The organism is Methylobacterium fujisawaense, assembly GCF_014138435.1.
Classification (GTDB): domain Bacteria; phylum Pseudomonadota; class Alphaproteobacteria; order Rhizobiales; family Beijerinckiaceae; genus Methylobacterium; species Methylobacterium fujisawaense.
The window spans coordinates 543,267-561,624 of sequence record NZ_JACJIM010000003.1; the positions used below are offsets into that span (position 1 = coordinate 543,267).

Below are 18,358 nucleotides of genomic sequence, written 5' to 3' on the forward strand. Positions count from 1 at the left end.
TTGAGCACCCTCACCCTGCGTGCGGCTCCGCCGGAGCGCCTGGACTTCCTCAACATCAACCCCGCGGCTCTGAGCCGCCTGTCGCAGGGCGAAGCCGAGCGCCTGGAGGTCGGGACCACCCGGACCGGCGTGCGCCTCGGCGACTGCTTCGCCGTCTCGTTGGACGGCTCCGACACCCTGACCCTCGAGGGCGGCCACGAGCGTCTCGACCGGGTCGGCGCCTCCCTGTCGGCGGGCACGATCCGGGTCACCGGCGATGTCGGCCAGCGCCTCGGCGCCGGCATGGCGGGCGGCCGCGTCACCGTCACAGGCCATGCCGGGCCCTATGCGGCCTCCGGCGCCACCGGCGGCACGATCACCATCGAGGGCGATGCCGGAGATTACGCCGGCGGTGCGGTCTATGCCGCCAAGGCCGGGCTCGACGGTGCGACCCTGATCATTCGCGGCACGGCCGGCGCCCATCTCGGCGACCGGATGCGGCGCGGGACGATCGTGGCCGGACGCGCGGGGGCCTTCGCGGGATCGCGCATGATCGCCGGAACCCTGGCGGCCCTCGCGGTGGGCGATCACCCCGGTCTCGGCATGCGCCGCGGAACGCTTCTCCTGGGTGCGCACGGCCGGATGGCTTCGACCTTCGTGGAGACGGGGACGCACGATCTCGTGTTCCTCCGGCTCCTGGCGAAGGCGCTGCGCGGCCTCAGCGCCGAGCATGCCGACCTGCTCGCCAAGCCGCTGCGTCGCTACTCGGGCGACCTCGCCACCATCGCCAAGGGCGAGATCTGGGTCGCGGCCTGACGCCGCCTGGGCAAGGGGCGTGGACGCGTCCTATGCTCTCCGCCAAGCCGGCCCGATCGAGGCCGGCAACCCGGGGACACGCCCATGTTGCTGCTGCTGTCGATCTGCCTCGTCGCCCAACCCTCGACCTGCCGCGAGGACCGGATCGAGATGTCGTTCGAGAAAGCGAGCCCGTTCGTCTGCCTGCGCAACTCGCAGAGTGCGCTGGCGACCTGGCAGGCCGCGCATCCCGAATGGCACGTGGAACGCTGGCGCTGCGCCGCCAAGGGCAGCCTGCCGAAGGATCTGTGACGGCACCTTGGCTCAGCGGCCGGACGGTGACATGCTCGGTCCCGCATTGACGGCGCGACGACCACGATGCGCTCGCTGAAGGTCCGCTTCGCCCTGTTGCTCGGGGGCACCGCCATCGTCGTGATGCTGGCGGCCGCGGCCGCGCTGGCGGCGATCGGGGCGGCGGAACGGACCGTCGACCGCACCCTCGAGGCCCAGCGTCGCCTGGAACTTCTGGCCGAGCTGTCGGGCCGCCTCACCCAGTTCGGCATGGCGGCCGTGGAGACCGTCGGCAATCCCGACGGCCAGCCCGAGGCGATGGCGATCGCCCGAGACAATGCCGACCGCGCCCTGACCACCGTGGATGAGGCGCTCGCCAAGAGCTTCCCGCCGAGCGACGACCCGGCCGACCGGATGCAGTACGCCGCCCGTACGCGCCCCATGGCCCAGCTGCGCGCGGCCCGCGCCGTCCTGGACCGGCAGGTGTCGCTGATCAGCCGCCAGACCGATCCGGAGCGGCGCCAGGACGCCATCAAGGGGGCGCTCAACGGCTTCGGCGCCATGACCGGCCAGCCCCTGTCCTTCCTGATCGAGGCCGAACGGCGCAGCATGGCCCTCGGCTCCGAGCAGGCCCGGGCGCTGTCGGAGCGCCTGCGTCTGGCCGCCGCCGCCGCGGTGGCGGCGGCTCTCGTGCTGCTGGCGATCCTCTACCGCGGCGTCACCCGGCCGACTCTGGCGCGGATCGAGGAGGTCCGCAGGGCCGCGAGCGCCATCGGCCACGGCGCCCTCGACACCCGGCTCTCCGTCGCCACGCGCGACGAACTCGGACTGCTGATGACCAACGTCAACCGCATGGCCGCCCGTCTCGCCCGGCGGGAATCGCGGGTTGCGGCCGACCGGGCGGCGCTGGAGGATACCGTGGCGGCACGCACGGCCGATCTGCGGGCCGCCAACGCCCGCCTCGAAGCCGTCGACCAATCCCGGCGCCGCTTCTTCGCCGATGTCAGCCACGAGCTGCGCACCCCCCTCACGGTCATCCTGGGCGAGTGCGACCTCGCCCTGCGCGGCGCATCCCGGGGCGCCGACCCGAATCCGGTTTTCGCGACGATCAAGAAGCGGGCGCAGCGTCTCAAGCTGCGGGTCGAGGACCTGCTGCGGGTTGCGCGCTCGGAATCCGGCGAGATCGAGTTCGACAAGCGCCGTCTGGGACTCGCTCAGCTCCTCGCGGAGGCGGTGGACAACATGAGCTCCGAAGCGGCCCGCCGTCGCGTCGGCCTCGGCCTCGATCCCGGCACCCGGGACGTCGAGTGCCTCGCCGACCGCGAATGGATCCGCCAGACCGTCGAGAGCCTCGTGGACAACGCCCTGCGTCATGCCGCCGGCCTCACCCGCGTCGAGGTCGCCCTGGCGGCGGGCCCGGGACCCGTCGGGCGGATCACCGTCACGGACGACGGTCCGGGCTTCAATGCATCCGAAGCCGACCTGTTCGAACGTTTCAGGCGTGGATCGGGGGCGGGTCCCGACGAGACCGGGTTCGGCATCGGCCTCGCCCTGGCGCGCTGGATCGTCGAGCAGCATGGCGGCACGATTCGGCTCGGTGCCGGGCCCGACGGGCGCGGCGCCCGCGTGACCCTGGACATCCCGGCCCTCGATCCGGCATGGGATGCGGGGCCGGTCGACGGCGCGACCGGCGGGCAGGTGAAGGAGTCGGCCGCATGACGCGGATCCTGATCGTCGAGGACGACATCGACATCCGCGGCCTTCTGGCTCGGGGCCTGGAAGCCGAGGGATTTGAAGTCGGGACGGCAGCCTGCGTGGACGAGGCGCTCAAGGCCGCCCACGATCCGGCCCCCGGCGCCGTGCTCCTCGACATCAACCTCCCGGACGGGTCGGGGCACGACGTCTGCCGCTCCCTGCGGGAGGGCGGCTTTCCCGGGGCGATCCTGTTCCTCTCCGCCCGGGACGAGATTCGTGACCGGGCTGAAGGGCTGGCGCTCGGCGCCGACGACTACATCATCAAACCCTTCGAGTTCGACGAGCTGGTCGCCCGCCTGCGGACCCATCTGATGCGGCGCGAGCAGGCGGAGGCACCGCGGTCGCGCATCACCGTCGGCAAGCTGATGCTGGACCTCGAGACCCGGCAGGCCAGCTGCGGCGAGGCCAGCGCCCGCCTCACCCCCCGCGAGGCCGACCTGCTCGGCATGTTGATGGAGAACATCGGCAAGCCGGTCTCCCGAGCCGATATCTTCGACCGACTCTGGGCCAGCCAGGGTGGCCTCTCGCTCAACGTGGTCGACGTCTATATCGGCTATCTGCGCTCGAAGATGGCCGATTTCGTCCGCTACGGCGGTCCCGGCCTGGTCACGGTGCGTGGCAAGGGATTCATGCTCGAACTGCGCGGTCCCGACTTTCGACAGTGAGCCACTGTACTTTAGTCGCAGGGCGGCGCGTTTCGTGATGGTTTCCGGGCGTTTAGGAAGTCTCTCACGAAAAATTTGGGAGGATCCGGCAACTTAGTGCTTGTAGCCCGCGCCTGAATCGTCGATACCTCTCCCGCGCCAGAAATGAGAGCGCCATCAGTGTCTTAGGGTCCTCTTAGGATCCGCGTGACGCTCGGTGAAGATATCGCCTGAGGAGAAACACCATGAAGTGGGCTGCCCCGATCGTGTCCGAGATCTGCGTCGGCATGGAAGTGACGAGCTACGAGTCGGCTGAGATCGACACCTTCAACTGAGTTTTACGGACCGGGGATCTCGGGAGCCGCACATGCGCGTCGTGATCCTCGGTTCTGCGGCTGGCGGCGGCCTTCCCCAGTGGAATTGCCGCTGCCCCATCTGTTCGCTGGCACGGTCCGAACCGGACCGGGTACGCCCCCGGACCCAGTCGAGTATCGCGGTCTCCGCCGACGGGTCTGATTGGCTGCTCATCAATGCCTCGCCGGACATCCGGCAACAGCTCTTCGACAATGCGCAGATGCACCCGCGCGAGGGCCTGCGCCATTCGCCGATCAAGGCGGTGCTGCTGACGAACGGGGATGTCGACCACGTTGCGGGTCTCCTGACCCTCCGCGAAGGCCAGCCCTACACGCTCTACGGCACCCGCGGCATCCTCGAATCGGTGAATGCCAATCGCGTGTTCGACGTGATGGCCGAGGGCGTGGTCGACCGCCAGCCGATCGGGATGGATCAGCGTTTCGAGCCCCTGCCCGGCCTGTCGGTCACCCTCTTCCCCGTTCCCGGCAAGGTGCCGCTCTGGCTCGAGGACGAGACCCTGGAGATCGGCGCCGAGACCGAGACGACGGTCGGCGCATTGATCGAGGCCGGTGGCCGGCGCCTCGCCTACATCCCCGGCTGTGCCCGGGTGACGGACGGGCTGCGCGCCCGCATCGCCGGCGTGGACGCGCTGCTGTTCGACGGCACCGTCCTGCACGACGACGACATGATCCGGGCGGGCGTCGGCACCAAGACCGGCTGGCGCATGGGCCATGTGCCGATGCGCGGTGAGAACGGCTCGATCGACGCCCTGGGTTCCGTCGAGATCGGGCGCCGTATCTTCGTGCACATCAACAACACCAATCCGGTCCTGGTCGAAGGCTCTCCGGAACGGGCGGATGTCGAGGCCGCCGGCTGGACCGTAGCCCATGACGGCCTGAGCCTGTCGCTTTGAGGCTGTGACGACAGTGGAGCGCACGTAGAATCCGGTCGACCCCTTCCGCATCCTCATCCTGAGGCGTCCGAGGAGGACTCCGTCGCGGCATCGCCGCGCCCCAGGCTGGGGTCGAACGTTGAGTCTCCGTCGCATCGGGCGAGGTGCCTCGGCGACCGAGAGGTTGGACGGATTTCGTACGCGCCCTGTGTCGCAGGTGCTGGCCGCGCGAATGGGGCACGCGTCCGGGTCATCCGGTTGGGCCTGGAAGCCGCCGGCACTATATTGTCGTTGAAGCACGGCATTCGCCCCGTTGCCGAGGGCGGAACGACCGCACAGGAAACGCGACCCGAGGACGGACGCCGGAAACGCCATGAACGCAGTCTTCCCGACCCCCGACACCGCCGACAGCCAGCGTCTCCTGAGCCCCGCGGAGCTGGAAGCCGCCCTGCGCGACATCGGCGCGCGCCGGTACCACAACCTGCATCCGTTCCACCGCCTGCTCCATGACGGCAAATTGTCGAAGGATCAGGTCCGGGCCTGGGCCTTGAACCGCTACTACTACCAGGCGATGATTCCGGTGAAGGATGCCGCCGTGCTGGCGCGCATGACCGACGCGTCGCTGCGGCGGATCTGGCGCCAGCGCATCGTCGACCATGACGGCGACCACGAGGGTGACGGCGGTATCGAGCGTTGGCTGAAGCTCGCCGAGGGCGTGGGCTTCGACCGCGACTACGTCCTGTCGACCCGCGGCATTCTCTCGGCCACGAAGTTCTCGGTCGAGGCCTATGTGCATTTCGTCACCGAGAAGACGCTCCTGGAGGCGATCGCCTCGTCGCTGACCGAGATGTTCTCGCCGACGATCATCTCGGAGCGTGTCGCCGGGATGCTGAAGAACTATGACTTCATCACCAAGGAGACGCTGGCGTATTTCGACAAGCGTCTCACCCAGGCGCCGCGGGATGCCGATTTCGCCCTGGACTACGTCAAGCAGCACGCGACCACGCCGGAGCTGCAGCGGAAGGCCATGGCGGCGCTGACGTTCAAGTGCAACGTCCTCTGGACGCAGCTCGACGCCCTGTACTTCGCCTACGTTTCCCCCGGGATGGTCCCCCCGGACGCGTGGCAACCGGGCGAAGGCCTCGTGAACGAGGCATCTCCGGCCCGGGTTGGCGGGAACCGGAAGATGGCTGCCGGCGACCGTCCGCGGCTGCCGCGCGGCGTCCGGCTGCGCAACGACGAAACCCGCGGCAAGTGGGTTCTGCTCGCCCCCGAGCGCACCTTCGATCTCGACGACAACGCCGTCGCGGTGCTCAAGCTCGTGGACGGCGCGCGCAGCGTCGCCGACATCGCGGACGAGCTCGGAAAGACGTACGCGGCCGAGCCGCGGGCCATTGAGGCCGACATCCTGGTGATGCTCGACGGCCTCGCGGAGAAACGGGTTCTTGAGCGATGAATGCGCTGACGCCGAACCGGCCCGATGCGCCGGCCCCGGTGGGTCTGCTCGCTGAGCTGACCCATCGCTGCCCGCTGCGCTGCCCCTATTGCTCGAATCCGCTGGAACTCGACCGCCGGTCGGGCGAGCTCGACACGCAGACGTGGAAGCGCGTGCTCGGGGAGGCCGCGGCCCTCGGCGTCCTGCACGTGCACCTGTCCGGCGGCGAGCCGACGGCACGCAACGACATCGTCGAGATCACCAAGACCTGCGCCGATCTCGGCCTCTACTCGAACCTGATCACCTCCGGCGTCGGCGGGGCGCTCGCGAAGCTCCAGGCGCTCTACGATGTCGGGCTCGACCACGTGCAGCTCTCGGTGCAGGGCGTCGACGCGCAGAATGCCGAGAAGATCGGCGGACTCAAGAACGCCCAGCCGCAGAAGTTCGAGTTCGCCGCCAAGGTTGTCGAACTCGGCCTGCCCCTGACGCTGAATTCGGTGATTCACCGCGGCAACATCCACGAGGTGGCGGGCTTCATCGACCTCGCGGTGAAGATGGGCGCCAAGCGGCTCGAGGTGGCGCACACGCAGTATTACGGCTGGGCCTACGTCAACCGCGCGGCGCTGATGCCCGACAAGGCGCAGGTGGACGAGTCGATCCGGATCGTCGAGGCAGCCCGGGAGCGCCTGAAGGGCCAGCTCGTCATCGACCTCGTCGTACCGGACTATTATGCGAAATATCCCAAGGCCTGCGCGGGCGGCTGGGGCCGCAAGCTGATGAACGTGACGCCCCAGGGCAAGGTCCTCCCCTGCCACGCGGCAGAGACGATCCCGGGGCTGGAATTCTGGAACGTCAACGATCACGCGCTGGGCGAGATCTGGCGCGACTCGCCCGCCTTCACCGCCTATCGCGGCACCGACTGGATGAAGGAGCCTTGTCGCTCCTGCGACCGGCGCGAGAAGGACTGGGGCGGTTGCCGCTGTCAGGCCCTGGCCCTTGCCGGGGACGCGGCCGCCACCGATCCTGCCTGCTCGCTCTCCCCGCTCCACGCCAAGGTGCGGGCCCTTGCCGCGGAGGAAGCTGCGGAAAACCCGCCGGATTACATTTATCGGACGATCGGCAGCAACGTTCGGTCGCCGCTCAAGGAGGAAGTCCACTCGTGAGAGGTCTTGTCGTAAAGGGTCTTGCTACGACGTCCGTCGCGCTCGGGCTGGCCGTGCTGCCGGCCCTCGCCGAGGATGCGTCGAAGCCCGCCATCGTGACCCAGGCCAACGCGGCCGCTGCGCCGTCCGCCGCGGATCTGCTGTTTGACCAGCCGCATATGAAGAATGCGGCGCCGGGGTCGACGCTGACCTATGATTATCTGCGCCGTTCGGGCATCGCGAAGGGGCCGTTCGGGGCACCGCTGGAAGACACGGTCCAGCTGAAGGTCGAGCCCGGAAAGAGCGCGGAAGGCCGGGATATCAGCGTCGTGATGTTTTCCGGGCTGAACCGTGTGCCGGCCGGCCCGTTCGAGGACATGGCGGGTAACCCGATCGTCTCCCTGTTCCTGGAGAACCACCTGCGTGGCTTGGCCAAGGTGTTGGAGGCCAATCCGCGCTACCTCAAGCTCGCCATCCGCAAGGGTCTGCGTGAGAAGGCGACCGTGACGCCGACGAAGGTGACGGTCGGCGGCCGCGAAGTCGACGGCTGGCGCGTGGTAACGAAGCCCTTTCAGGGCGACTCCATGGCGCAGCGCATGCGCGGCCTGGACGACATGACCTATACCTTCGTCACTGCCCCGTCCGTCCCGGGTGAGATCGTCTCGATCGAGGCGTCGTCGAAGAGCGCGGATGGCGGTGAGTTGCTTGAGGAGAAGCTGAACTATGATCAGAAGGCTGGCTGAACGGGGCGCCCTGGCTGCCCTCGCCCTGACGCTGTCGGGCCTGGCCGGCTGGGCCGCCGAGGAGAACGATTACCCGACCGACGCGCGGGTCGATTACGTGTTCGGCTGCATGGCCGCCAACGGCCAGACTCGCGAGAGCCTGCAGAAATGCTCCTGCTCGCTCGACCAGCTCGCCGCGATCCTGCCGTACGACAAGTACGTCCAGGCGAGCACCATCCTGTCGATGCGGCAGGGCATCGGCAACCGGGCGAACGAGTTCAAGTCGACCAAAATCTTCGACGACAAGGTGGCGGACCTGCGCCGCGCCCAGGCCGAAGCCGAGATTCGCTGCTATCACGGCTGAGTTGCGAGGCGAGGCCGGCGTTGCGCCGGCCTCGCGATTCGCGCACACCGGCTCCCGAACCGCGCTCGTGAACGGGACCCGCACCGTGACACCCTCCTCCAGCCTGTCCGCTCTGCTGCCTGCTCTGGGCGGCCGCACGCTGGTCATGGGCATCCTCAACGTCACGCCCGATTCCTTCTCGGACGGTGGGTTGTTCGCCGGGGAGGCCGAAGCCGTGGCCCAGGCCGAGCGCCTCGTCGCAGAGGGCGCGGCGATACTCGACATCGGTGGGGAGTCCACCCGGCCCGGTCACGTTCCGGTCCCGGCCGAGGAGGAGCAGGCGCGCGTCCTGCCGGTGATCCGGGCAATCGCGCCCCGTCTGCCGGTGCCGATCTCCATCGACACCTACAAGGCGTCCACGGCCCGCCTCGCGCTGGAGGCCGGTGCCCGGATCGTGAATGACGTCTGGGGGCTCCAGCGTGAGCCCGACATCGCCTCCGTGGCGGCGGCACACGGCGCGCCCGTGATCATCATGCACAACCGGGAAACGATCGACCCGGATCTCGACATCGTGGCCGACATGCTCGCCTTCTTCGAGCGGTCCCTCACCATCGCCCATCGCGCCGGCCTCGCCGATTCCGAGATCGTGCTCGACCCGGGTGTCGGCTTCGGCAAGAGCTGGAACCAGCATCTCGAGGCGCTGCGGCGGCTGCCCGAGATCCGCGCCCTCGGGTTTCCGGTCCTGGTCGGTGTTTCCCGCAAGTCGCTTCTCGGACGCCTGCATGATCGCGAGACCCGGCCGGCGGACCGTCTCACCGGCTCCCTCGCGGCCCACGCCGTCGCGGCGACGCTCGGTGCCGACATCGTGCGCGTGCATGACGTTGCGGCGCATGTCGACGCGATGCGCGTCGTCGATGCCGTGATGCGGCCGGAGGCGCGCTGAGCATGGCCGGCGACCTGATCCGCGTCACCCGCATCGCGGTGTTCGGCCGACACGGCGTGCTGGCCGAAGAGGCCGTGCTGGGCCAGCGCTTCTACATTTCCCTCGAAGCGCAGCTCGACCTCGGCGCGGCGGGCCGCTCGGATGATGTGGCCGGCACCGTGAGCTACGCCGATCTCACCGCGGTGGCGGTCGCGATCGCCACCGAGCATCGATTCAACCTGATCGAAGCCCTGGCCGAAGCCATCGCCGCGGAGATCCTGGCGCGTTTCACGCTGATCGATGCCGTCGCGGTCCGCGTCGACAAGCCGAGCGCTCCCGTTCCCGCCATTCTGGACAGCGTCAGCATCGAGATCATGCGTCGTCGCGGAGCCGGCCGATGAGGGCCTATCTGGGTATCGGCAGCAATGTCGGCGACATGGCCGCGATGCTCGACCGCGCAGTCGCGGGCCTCGCGGCGGATCCGGGCATCACCCTCATCGCCCGGTCCTCCGACTACCGCACGCCGCCCTGGGGCAAGACCGATCAGCCTTGGTTCCTCAACGGGGCCGTGGCGGTGGAGACGAGTCTCGATCCGCATGGCCTGCTCGACGCCTGCCTCCGCGTGGAGCACGATCTCGGCCGGGTCCGCGAGGAGCGCTGGGGGCCGCGGGTGATCGACATCGACGTCCTGGCCTACGAGGGCGCCGCCGTCGACGACGCGCGTCTCGTTCTGCCGCACCGCTATGTCCGTGAACGGGCCTTCGTGCTGGTGCCGCTGGCCGAGATCGCACCCGACCTCGTGATCGGCGGCGAGCGCGTGGTGGATGCCTTGGCGAAGCTCGACCGGACCGGCATCGCGCGCGTCTGAGCCGACCCGGCCGGGTCGCCGTCGAGCGGCGACCCGCAACGGTGCGTCAGCGCTCGGCCGGCTCCGCGAGCTTGTTGTCATCCTCTTCGAGGAGCGGCACGTCGTAGGCGCGCAGGACCGCGTCGATATCGGCCTTACGCTTGCGCAGGACGGTGTTCAGCGAGCGCTTCCAATCGTTCTCGCCGATCCGCACGCCCATGGCGATCCGGTAGGCCATCGGCGGCCGCTCCGGCTCCTTGAGCAGGGGCACGACATTCATCGCGACGCCCGATTGCTTGGCGAGCCAGCCCGCCGCAGGCCCCCACAGCACGGCCGCGTCGATCTCCTTGGCGGCCAGCGCCGCGATGATCTCGGCGGCGACCGTCTGATGCTTGCGGGCCGGGTCGAGCTGATAGGGGGCGTAGGCCTTCATGGTCGAGACGAGGCCGAGATCTCCCATGCGGTTGACCGGCGGCGTCCCGGCGATCACGCCGATGCTCTTGCCTTTCAGGCGCGGATCGTCGAGGGCGGTCACGCCCTCGTACTCACCCTTGCGCGTGACCAGCGTATAGGCAGACCGATAATAGGGATTGGTGGTCTGGACGAGGTCGCTGCCGAAGGCCTGACCCATGATCAGATCGCAGAGGCCGGTCCCGAGCGTATTGCGCACGAAGCCGGGACCCTGGGTCAGCCAGTAGTAGCGGACCTTGATCTTCAATTCGTCGGCGATGATCGCCGCGATCTTGTTCTCGAAGCCGTCCTCCTTGCGTTCGGAGAACGGCATGTTGCCCGGATCCCCGCAGACGCGCAGCACGTCCGTGGTGACCGTATCCGGCAGATGCTGGGCGAGAGCCCCCTGCGCCCCGGTGAATGTCAGGGCGCAGAGGACGGCGATCCGGGCAAGAGACGACATCAGCCGCCCATGCATTCCTTCTCGGCCTTCTTGGCCGTGTCGGGCTTGTCCTCATGATCCGACGGACGGATACGCCCGATCGCCCCGGCGGCGCGCGCCTTGAGGTAGACGTACAGGTCGTCCGAGTAGCACATGACGTTCTTGTTGTCGCCGAAGGCCGGCATCACCTTCTGCTCGGCGGAGTTCACCTCCTGCTTGCCGCCCGCCAGGATGCCGATGAACTCCTCGTAGGAGAGGTGCTTCAGCGAATCCTTCAGCGCCGGCGCGTAGGTCGAACCCATGCCGTCCGGACCGTGGCAGACGTGGCACTCGGCGTGATAGCGGCGGTAGCCCGAGTAGGTGTACCAGTCGAGCATCTTGCCGTCCTGGGTCACGTGGAACGTCGGGTGGCCGTCGGCATCGAAATACTTGCCGTCCTCGACCTTCGTCGCAGCATCCTGCTTCAGCAGCTTGGGATCCTGCTCGGCGGTCTTGTCGTTCGCGTTCAAGGAATTGGCGAGCTTGGGGTCGGCGGGCTTGGCATCCTCAGCATGTACGGCAACCGTCGAGACGGTCGCTAGGGCGAGGGCGGCGATAACCGGCCGCGTTACGATCTTGCTGAGGTTGAGCAACGCATGTGTCTCCCTGGATCGAGGCTCTTCGTCTCCCTCGAGCCGCAGCCTCTTGCGAGAAAGTCTAATCACAAGGATGCCGGCGCGGGAACCCGCGCCGGCATCGTTTTTCACGTCTAACCCTGCGGCCGATTAGTTCGGCAGGGCGAAGACCGTCAGCTGGCCGCCGAGGTTGGTGTACTGCGACAGAGCCGCGTAGCCACCCACCGCGCCGAGGCCGGCGTTCGGGTCGGTCAGGCCGGCCGCGAGGCCGATGCCAGCCCAGCCGCCGACGCCCGACAGGACGCCCACGTACTGCTTGCCCTTGTGCTGGTAGGTCATCACGTTACCGATGATGCCCGACGGGGTCTTGAACTTGAACAGCTCCTTGCCGGTCTTGTCGTCGACCGCCTTCAGGTAGCCCTCAAGCGTGCCGTAGAACACGACGTCGCCAGCGGTGGCCAGAGCACCGGACCACACCGAGAACTGCTCGGGGTTGGACCACTTGATCTTGCCGTTGACGCCATCCCACGCGATGAAGTTGCCCATGCCGCCGTGCGAGTTCGGGGCCGGGTACATCGAGAGGGTCGCACCGACGTAGGGCTGGCCCGGGGTGTAGGTCACCCGGAACGGCTCGTAGTCCATGCAGACGTGGTTGGTGGGCACGTAGAACAGGTTGGTCTTCGGCGAGAAGGCCGCAGGCTGCTGATCCTTGGTGCCCAGCGCCGCCGGGCAGATGCCCTTGGAGTTGGTGTCCTCACCGTTCTGCTCGGTCGAGTACTTCGACACGACCAGCGGACGGCCGTAGTTCTTCGAGCCCTTGTCCATGTCGACCTTGGACGCCCAGTTGACGGCCGGGTCGAACTTCTCGGCGACGAGCAGGGCGCCGGTCTCGCGGTTCAGCGTGTAGCCGAAGCCGTTACGGTCGAAGTGGGTCAGGAGCGGCTGGTCCTTGCCGTCAACCTTCTGATCCGTGAGGATCATTTCGTTGATGCCGTCGTAGTCCCACTCGTCGTGCGGGGTCATCTGGTAGACCCACTTGGCCATGCCGGTATCCGGGTTACGCGCCCAGATGGTCATGGACCACTTGTTGTCGCCCGGACGCTGCTTGGGGTTCCAGGTCGAGGGGTTGCCCGAGCCGTAGTACATCAGGTCGAGCTTCGGGTCGTACGAGAACCAGCCCCAGGTGCAGCCGCCGCCGGTCTTCCACTGATCGCCTTCCCAGGTCTTCAGCGAGGAGTCCTTGCCGATCGGCTTGCCGAGCGACGTGGTCTTCTCCGGGTCCACGATCATCTGATCGTCCGGGCCCTCGGAGTAGCCGCGCCACACCTTCTTGCCGGTCTTCAGGTCGTAGGCGGTGACGTGGCACTGCACGCCGAACTCGCCGCCGGAGATGCCGACGATGACCTTGTCCTTCACGGGCAGAACCGTGGCGGTGTTGGTCTCGCCCTTCTTCGGATCGCCGTTCACGACCGACCAGTTGACCTTGCCGGTCTTGGCGTCGAGCGACACGAGGGTGGTGTCGGCCTGGTGCAGGAGGATGGCGCCGTCGGCGTAGGCCAGGCCACGGTTGACCGTGTCACAGCACATGACCGGGATCACGGACGGATCCTGCTTCGGCTCGTACTTCCAGATGATCTTCGCCTCGTGGTCGAGGTCGAGGGCGTACACGATGTTCGGGAACGGCGTGTGCACGTACATGATGTTGCCGACGACGAGCGGCGAGCCCTCGTGGCCGCGCAGAACGCCGGTCGAGAACGTCCAGGCGACCTGGAGATCCTTGACGTTCTTGGCGTTGATCTGGTCGAGCTTCGAATAACGCGTATTCGCGTAATCAACCGTCTGAAGAACCTGTTCCGCCGGGTTGGCGATGCCCTTCATGACGCTTTCATTGGCCAGCGCCGGCGCGGCGACGGCCGCGACACCTGCGCCGAGCGCAAGGAGATGTACCGCTCTCATGGGTTCCTCCGACAAGTCTTGAGAGTATTTGCGACGCGCAGCGATAACGGCGTCACGCGGACTCCGACCTGACTGTTTGCGACAGGGATGGACGCCTCGGTAGCGGGCATAGTGGACTTCGAGGAGATCTACTGATCCCCTAGCCAGGAACCGCCATCCCTGAGGCGGCTCCCTCGAAACCGAGGCTTGAACGGACCTTAAGAGATTTTTGAGCGCCGTCAACTCGCCGTTCGAGGGCTGTGGTCACACGGTGAAAGCTTCTCTTCGCATGACAAAGGCATGGTCGATGTCATGCGTTTGCGAAAAGAAATGCTGCGATGCACAAGGAGCTTGCCGTTCTTTGAGGCAGAACTGAAGGAGACGTCGGCGCCTCCCATGCGGATCTTGCAAACGAACAAGCTTTGCTGGGTGTCTGCATGCGCCGCCCGCTTGGTCTGGCCGCATGGCGGGTCGAAGCGAACGCGCGGGACGTCGGCGAGTCAACTGCACTGCAGAACGGTCCGACGCCCGGTCATTGCCGAATTTTCCCGGTTTGCCCGTCTGCGCCCAGTCGCCGCATCCGAATTTTTCGCGGATCCGGTCCGTCGCAGCCGGCGTCAGGCGCGACAAATTGCCGAATCGTCCCGGGTCCGGAACGATCGGGTTCTGGCCGGGGTGATGCCGCCGGGGGCCTGATTGTCAGGTGTGCTGTGTTGGACGGGGCGTCAGAGTGCGCCGACCGGTCCCGTACTCTCGAACTCGGCGACGTCGCCGACCAGATCCGTCACGGAGATGTTGAGCCGGCGGCCGTTGGAGAGCCTGAGCTGGGCATCCGGCTCGAGCCATATCGGCCGGAGGCCTGCTGAACTGCCGTAGAGGTTGCCGTACGCGACGATGCCGCCTTCGCGCCGCTCGACCACGAGCCGGTAGCGGACGCGGGCCGGTTCACAGCCCTCCGCCGATACGAGACCGCGCCCCGTCAGCGTCTTCAAGATCTCGTTGGATTCGAACATACGCGGGGCGCAAGGGCGGGACTAAGCGGCAATCCGATTGCCATTTAATCCCGGCCCTTCTGCGAGTCACGCCCGAGCGCGTCATTTGTCCCGTTGCAGGCTCGGCGCTGTCATCCGGCCCGCTCGACGCCGTCCGCCGCGGTGTCCCCCTGGGGCGGGCGCACCACGATGCGGCCGGCCTCGACGGAGAGCGCCAGACGTCCCTGCTTCAGAGCCAGGGCCTTGTCCCCGAACAGGGTCCGGCGCCAGCCCTGGAGGGCCGGAACCTCGGCGGTATCGTCATCGGCGATCGCCTCCAGGTCGTCGACCGTCGCGATGATCTTGGGCGCGACGCCCTCCGTCTCGCAGACCGCTTTGAGCAGCACCTTCAGCAACTCGACGATGGCCCCGTTGCCCCCGCTCCGCCGCACCCGCTCGGGCATCCGGACGGCGCTGGTGTCGCGAGCGAGGCCGCGCTCCACGGCAGCGACGATGTCGGCCCCGGTCCGGGACCGCTCGAATCCCGCCGGGATCGTCCGCAGCCGCCCGAGCGCCTCGGCGTTCCGAGGCGCCGCGGATGCGATATCGATGACCGCTTCGTCCTTCAGGATCCGCCCGCGCGGAACGTTGCGCGCCTGCGCCTCGCTCTCGCGCCACGCGGCCACTTCCATCAGCACGGCGATTTCCCGCGGCTTGCGCATCCGCCCGGAGAGCCGCCGCCACGCCTGGGCGGGATCGGCACGGTACGTCTCGGGCGAGGTCAGCACCGCCATTTCCTCGTCGAGCCACGCGCCCCGATCGGTGCGCAGCAGCTCGGCCACGAGAACCTCGTAGATCCTCACGAGGTGGGTGACGTCCGACAGCGCGTAGCTCAACTGCGCCTCGGAGAGCGGTCGCCGCGACCAGTCGGTGAACCGCGAAGACTTGTCGATCTTGGCCTTGGCGACGTCGTTGACGAGCTGCTCGTACGAGACGGAATCGCCGTAGCCGCAGACCATGGCGGCGACCTGCGTATCGAAGAACGGATGCGGCAGGATCCCGCCGATCAGCCAGATGATCTCCAGATCCTGCCGGGCGGAATGGAACACCTTGACCGTACGCTCGTCGGCCATGAGCGCGATGAAGGGTTCGAGGTCGATTCCCGGCGCCAGCGGATCGACCAGGACGCCTGTGCCGTCCGGGGCCGCCATCTGGATCAGGCAGAGTTTCGGATAGTACGTCGTCTCGCGCATGAACTCCGTGTCGACGGTCACGAAGGGTTGCTCGGCGAGACGTGTGCAGATCTGGCGCAGCGCGTCAGTGGTGGTGATCAGGTCCATGCATCGGCTATACGCAACCGCAGCCGACATGGGGAGACGCACCCGCTCGGGTCCCCATCTTTCGCGCGCGTTCCGTTACCGCCGCGCGACGTTCGTCACGCCGGAGACCCCACAGCCGCCTTTCGGCGCAGCCGCGTCTGCCGGCGGATCCGCAGGGCGTCGGCCCGTCGCTGCGCCTCCGCGCGCCCGAGCAGACGGTCGAGGATCCCGGTCTCGATACGCTCACCGGTCGCCCCATCGACGAGCCGGCGGATCCGGTCGACCCGGAACCCGCGATAGCCGCCGCGTCGCGCGTCGATGCCGCCGAGCAGTGTCCGGCCCGGACCGAGCCTGAGCTCGCGCGCGTCGAGGGAGCGGTTGCTCCAGGCGCCGGCCGCGTCCTCGTAGACGAGGCTGAAATGGCCTGCGAGGGGCAGGGTCCGCCACCCGACAGGAGCGCTTCCAGGCGCGGGCCTCGCGGGTCGCTCCGGCGCGAAAAAAACGTTGTCTTTCATGAACATCATATGGGGATTCGAGGGTCCGCCCGGTAGGCCGCACGGCGATTGCGGCGCGGCTTTCGGAGCGGTCCTGCTTGCCGCGCGCTTGACTTGGGGGGCCTTGCGTGAATGGTGCCGGCCTTCCCTCAGAAGAAGCCCATCATGCACCGTTACCGTTCCCACACCTGCGGGGCGCTCCGCCCGTCCGACGTCGGGCAGAGTGTCCGCCTCTCCGGCTGGTGCCACCGCATCCGCGACCACGGGGGCGTGCTGTTCGTGGATCTGCGGGACCATTACGGCCTGACGCAGTGCGTGATCGATTCCGATTCCCCGGCCTTCAAGGCCGCCGAGGCGGTGCGCTCGGAATGGGTCGTGCGGATCGACGGCCGCGTCCGCACGCGCCCGGCCGGCACCGAGAATGCCGAGCTGCCGACCGGCGCGGTCGAGGTCTACATCGACGACCTCGAGGTGCTCGGCCCGGCGGGCGAGCTGCCCCTGCCGGTCTTCGGAGACCTCGAATACCCCGAGGAGACGCGGCTGCGGTACCGCTTCCTCGACCTGCGTCGGGAGAAGCTCCACGCCAACATCATGAAGCGTGGCGCGATCATCGATTCGCTCCGCCGCCGGATGCGCGACGGCGGCTTCTTCGAGTTCCAGACCCCGATCCTGACCGCCTCCTCGCCCGAGGGCGCCCGCGACTACCTCGTGCCGTCGCGGGTCCATCCCGGCAAGTTCTACGCCCTCCCGCAGGCGCCGCAGCAGTTCAAGCAGCTGACGATGATCGCGGGCTTCGACCGCTATTTCCAGATCGCGCCCTGCTTCCGCGACGAGGACGCCCGCGCCGACCGCTCGCCGGGCGAGTTCTACCAGCTCGACATCGAGATGAGCTTCGTCACCCAGGAGGACGTGTTCCAGGCGGTGGAGCCGGTCCTGCGCGGGGTGTTCGAGGAGTTCGCCGACGGCAAGCGCGTCACGAAGGAATTCCCGCGCATCACCTACGCGGATTCGATGCTGAAATACGGTGTCGACAAGCCGGACCTGCGCAACCCGCTGATCATCGCCGACGTCACCGACCTGTTCGCCCGCGATGACGTGGCGTTCAAGGCGTTCAAGGGCGTGATCGCCTCCGGCGGCGCGGTCCGGGCGATTCCGGCGACTGGCGCGGCGGCGCAGTCGCGCTCGTTCTTCGACAGGCTCAACGACTGGGCCCGCTCCGAGGGCGCGCCGGGCCTCGGCTACGTCGTGTTCGAGGAGGAGAACGGCCAGCTCTCCGGCAAGGGGCCGATCGCCAAGTTCATCCCGGCCGAGGTTCAGGCGCTGATCGCCGAGCGGGCGGGCGCGAAGGCCGGCGACGCGGTGTTCTTCTCCGCCGGTCCCGAGGCCAAGGCCGCCGGCCTTGCCGGCAAGGCGCGCATCCGCATCGGCGACGAGCTGGGCCTCTGCGACAAGGACCAGTACGCGTTCTGCTGGATCACCGACTTCCCGATGTACGAGTGGAGCGAGGAGGAGAAGCGGATCGACTTCTCCCACAACCCGTTCTCGATGCCGAACATCGACCGCGAGGAGTTCCTGGCGCTCGACCTCGACGCCCTCGCCAGCGAGGATGAGAACGGCGCGAACACCAAGCGGATCCTCGGGATCAAGGCCTTCCAGTACGACATCGTCTGCAACGGCGTGGAGCTGTCCTCGGGCGCGATCCGCAACCATCGCCCGGACGTGATGGAGAAGGCCTTCGCCATCGCCGGCTACGGCCACGAGGTGCTGGAGCAGAAGTTCGGCGGCATGCTGAATGCGCTCCGCATGGGCGCCCCGCCGCACGGCGGCATCGCGCCGGGTGTGGACCGCATCGTCATGCTCCTGTGCAACGAGCCGAACATCCGTGAGGTGGTGCTGTTCCCGATGAACCAGCGCGCCGAGGACCTGATGATGGGTGCGCCCTCCGAGGCGACCCCGAAGCAGCTGCGCGAGCTGCACATCCGCCTCAACCTGCCCGAGAAGAAGGCCTGAGG

General features: G+C 67.9%; 20 protein-coding genes. 14 read left to right on the plus strand and 6 right to left on the minus strand.

The genetic code is table 11. The annotated features are described in order from the left end of the window. The 13 genes from GGQ91_RS11690 to folK all read left to right on the plus strand — a co-directional run bounded on the left by GGQ91_RS11690 (position 1) and on the right by folK (position 10,142). Positions 1-795, plus strand: coding sequence for a formylmethanofuran dehydrogenase subunit C (locus GGQ91_RS11690; protein ID WP_043357104.1), 795 nt, complete (start codon positions 1-3; stop codon positions 793-795). Positions 796-879: 84 nt separating this feature from the next. Then, on the plus strand, positions 880-1,086 hold the full coding sequence (locus GGQ91_RS11695) for a hypothetical protein (RefSeq protein WP_043357102.1): 207 nt from the start codon (positions 880-882) through the stop codon (positions 1,084-1,086). A 66-nt stretch (positions 1,087-1,152) separates the two neighbouring features. Beyond that, on the plus strand, positions 1,153-2,784 hold the full coding sequence (locus GGQ91_RS11700) for a sensor histidine kinase (RefSeq protein WP_182591993.1): 1,632 nt from the start codon (positions 1,153-1,155) through the stop codon (positions 2,782-2,784). Beyond that, positions 2,781-3,485 carry a response regulator transcription factor gene (locus GGQ91_RS11705; RefSeq protein ID WP_043357098.1) on the plus strand — a complete coding sequence of 235 codons (705 nt, stop codon included), beginning with the start codon at positions 2,781-2,783 and terminating at the stop codon, positions 3,483-3,485. Before GGQ91_RS11700 ends, GGQ91_RS11705 begins: the two co-directional genes overlap by 4 nt. 224 nt (positions 3,486-3,709) lie before the next feature. Continuing rightward, positions 3,710-3,799, plus strand: a complete 90-nt coding sequence (pqqA, locus tag GGQ91_RS11710; RefSeq protein WP_012317526.1) for a pyrroloquinoline quinone precursor peptide PqqA — start codon at positions 3,710-3,712, stop codon at positions 3,797-3,799. Between the two features lie 32 nt (positions 3,800-3,831). Next, positions 3,832-4,731: a pyrroloquinoline quinone biosynthesis protein PqqB gene (gene pqqB / locus GGQ91_RS11715; protein WP_182591994.1), complete on the plus strand. Its 900-nt coding sequence runs from the start codon at positions 3,832-3,834 to the stop codon at positions 4,729-4,731. A gap of 352 nt (positions 4,732-5,083) precedes the next feature. Next, positions 5,084-6,166: a pyrroloquinoline-quinone synthase PqqC gene (pqqC, locus tag GGQ91_RS11720; RefSeq protein WP_043755616.1), complete on the plus strand. Its 1,083-nt coding sequence runs from the start codon at positions 5,084-5,086 to the stop codon at positions 6,164-6,166. Further along, positions 6,163-7,308 (plus strand): pyrroloquinoline quinone biosynthesis protein PqqE, encoded by a 1,146-nt coding sequence (gene pqqE, locus GGQ91_RS11725; protein WP_182591995.1) that lies wholly within the window; start codon positions 6,163-6,165, stop codon positions 7,306-7,308. Before pqqC ends, pqqE begins: the two co-directional genes overlap by 4 nt. Further along, the gene (locus tag GGQ91_RS11730; protein ID WP_043383720.1) at positions 7,305-8,030 is read left to right on the plus strand and encodes a hypothetical protein; all 726 of its coding nucleotides are present in this window, start codon (positions 7,305-7,307) and stop codon (positions 8,028-8,030) included. The genes pqqE and GGQ91_RS11730 overlap by 4 nt, the downstream gene beginning before the upstream one ends. After that, complete coding sequence (locus GGQ91_RS11735) at positions 8,011-8,373, plus strand: hypothetical protein (protein WP_043383718.1); 363 nt, start codon at positions 8,011-8,013, stop codon at positions 8,371-8,373. The genes GGQ91_RS11730 and GGQ91_RS11735 overlap by 20 nt, the downstream gene beginning before the upstream one ends. 85 nt (positions 8,374-8,458) lie before the next feature. Beyond that, complete coding sequence (gene folP, locus GGQ91_RS11740; protein ID WP_075381835.1) at positions 8,459-9,295, plus strand: dihydropteroate synthase; 837 nt, start codon at positions 8,459-8,461, stop codon at positions 9,293-9,295. Positions 9,296-9,297: 2 nt separating this feature from the next. Then, positions 9,298-9,675, plus strand: a complete 378-nt coding sequence (gene folB / locus GGQ91_RS11745; RefSeq protein WP_179698194.1) for a dihydroneopterin aldolase — start codon at positions 9,298-9,300, stop codon at positions 9,673-9,675. Beyond that, complete coding sequence (gene folK, locus GGQ91_RS11750; RefSeq protein ID WP_053608686.1) at positions 9,672-10,142, plus strand: 2-amino-4-hydroxy-6-hydroxymethyldihydropteridine diphosphokinase; 471 nt, start codon at positions 9,672-9,674, stop codon at positions 10,140-10,142. Before folB ends, folK begins: the two co-directional genes overlap by 4 nt. Positions 10,143-10,188: 46 nt before the next feature. On the opposite strand, the gene xoxJ is transcribed toward folK, so the two are convergent. From xoxJ to GGQ91_RS11780, 6 genes are all read right to left on the minus strand, one after another. After that, a complete protein-coding gene (gene xoxJ / locus GGQ91_RS11755) occupies positions 10,189-11,049 on the minus strand; it encodes a rare earth element methanol dehydrogenase accessory protein XoxJ (RefSeq protein ID WP_043356681.1) in 861 nt (286 codons plus the stop codon). Continuing rightward, on the minus strand, positions 11,034-11,645 hold the full coding sequence (locus GGQ91_RS11760) for a c-type cytochrome, methanol metabolism-related (protein ID WP_043383711.1): 612 nt from the start codon (positions 11,643-11,645) through the stop codon (positions 11,034-11,036). Before GGQ91_RS11760 ends, xoxJ begins: the two co-directional genes overlap by 16 nt. A gap of 132 nt (positions 11,646-11,777) precedes the next feature. Beyond that, positions 11,778-13,583, minus strand: coding sequence for a lanthanide-dependent methanol dehydrogenase XoxF1 (gene xoxF1, locus GGQ91_RS11765; protein ID WP_043356691.1), 1,806 nt, complete (start codon positions 13,581-13,583; stop codon positions 11,778-11,780). Positions 13,584-14,287: 704 nt separating this feature from the next. Further along, positions 14,288-14,554, minus strand: coding sequence for a hypothetical protein (locus GGQ91_RS11770; protein ID WP_246410651.1), 267 nt, complete (start codon positions 14,552-14,554; stop codon positions 14,288-14,290). A 131-nt stretch (positions 14,555-14,685) separates the two neighbouring features. Then, entirely contained in the window at positions 14,686-15,873 is a 1,188-nt protein-coding gene (gene rnd / locus GGQ91_RS11775; protein WP_182591996.1) for a ribonuclease D, read from the minus strand. 95 nt (positions 15,874-15,968) lie between these two features. Next, positions 15,969-16,367, minus strand: coding sequence for a hypothetical protein (locus GGQ91_RS11780; RefSeq protein ID WP_182591997.1), 399 nt, complete (start codon positions 16,365-16,367; stop codon positions 15,969-15,971). 144 nt (positions 16,368-16,511) lie between these two features. Between GGQ91_RS11780 and aspS the strand changes: the two genes are divergently transcribed. After that, on the plus strand, positions 16,512-18,356 hold the full coding sequence (aspS, locus tag GGQ91_RS11785; RefSeq protein ID WP_043760740.1) for an aspartate--tRNA ligase: 1,845 nt from the start codon (positions 16,512-16,514) through the stop codon (positions 18,354-18,356). Positions 18,357-18,358 lie beyond the last annotated feature (2 nt).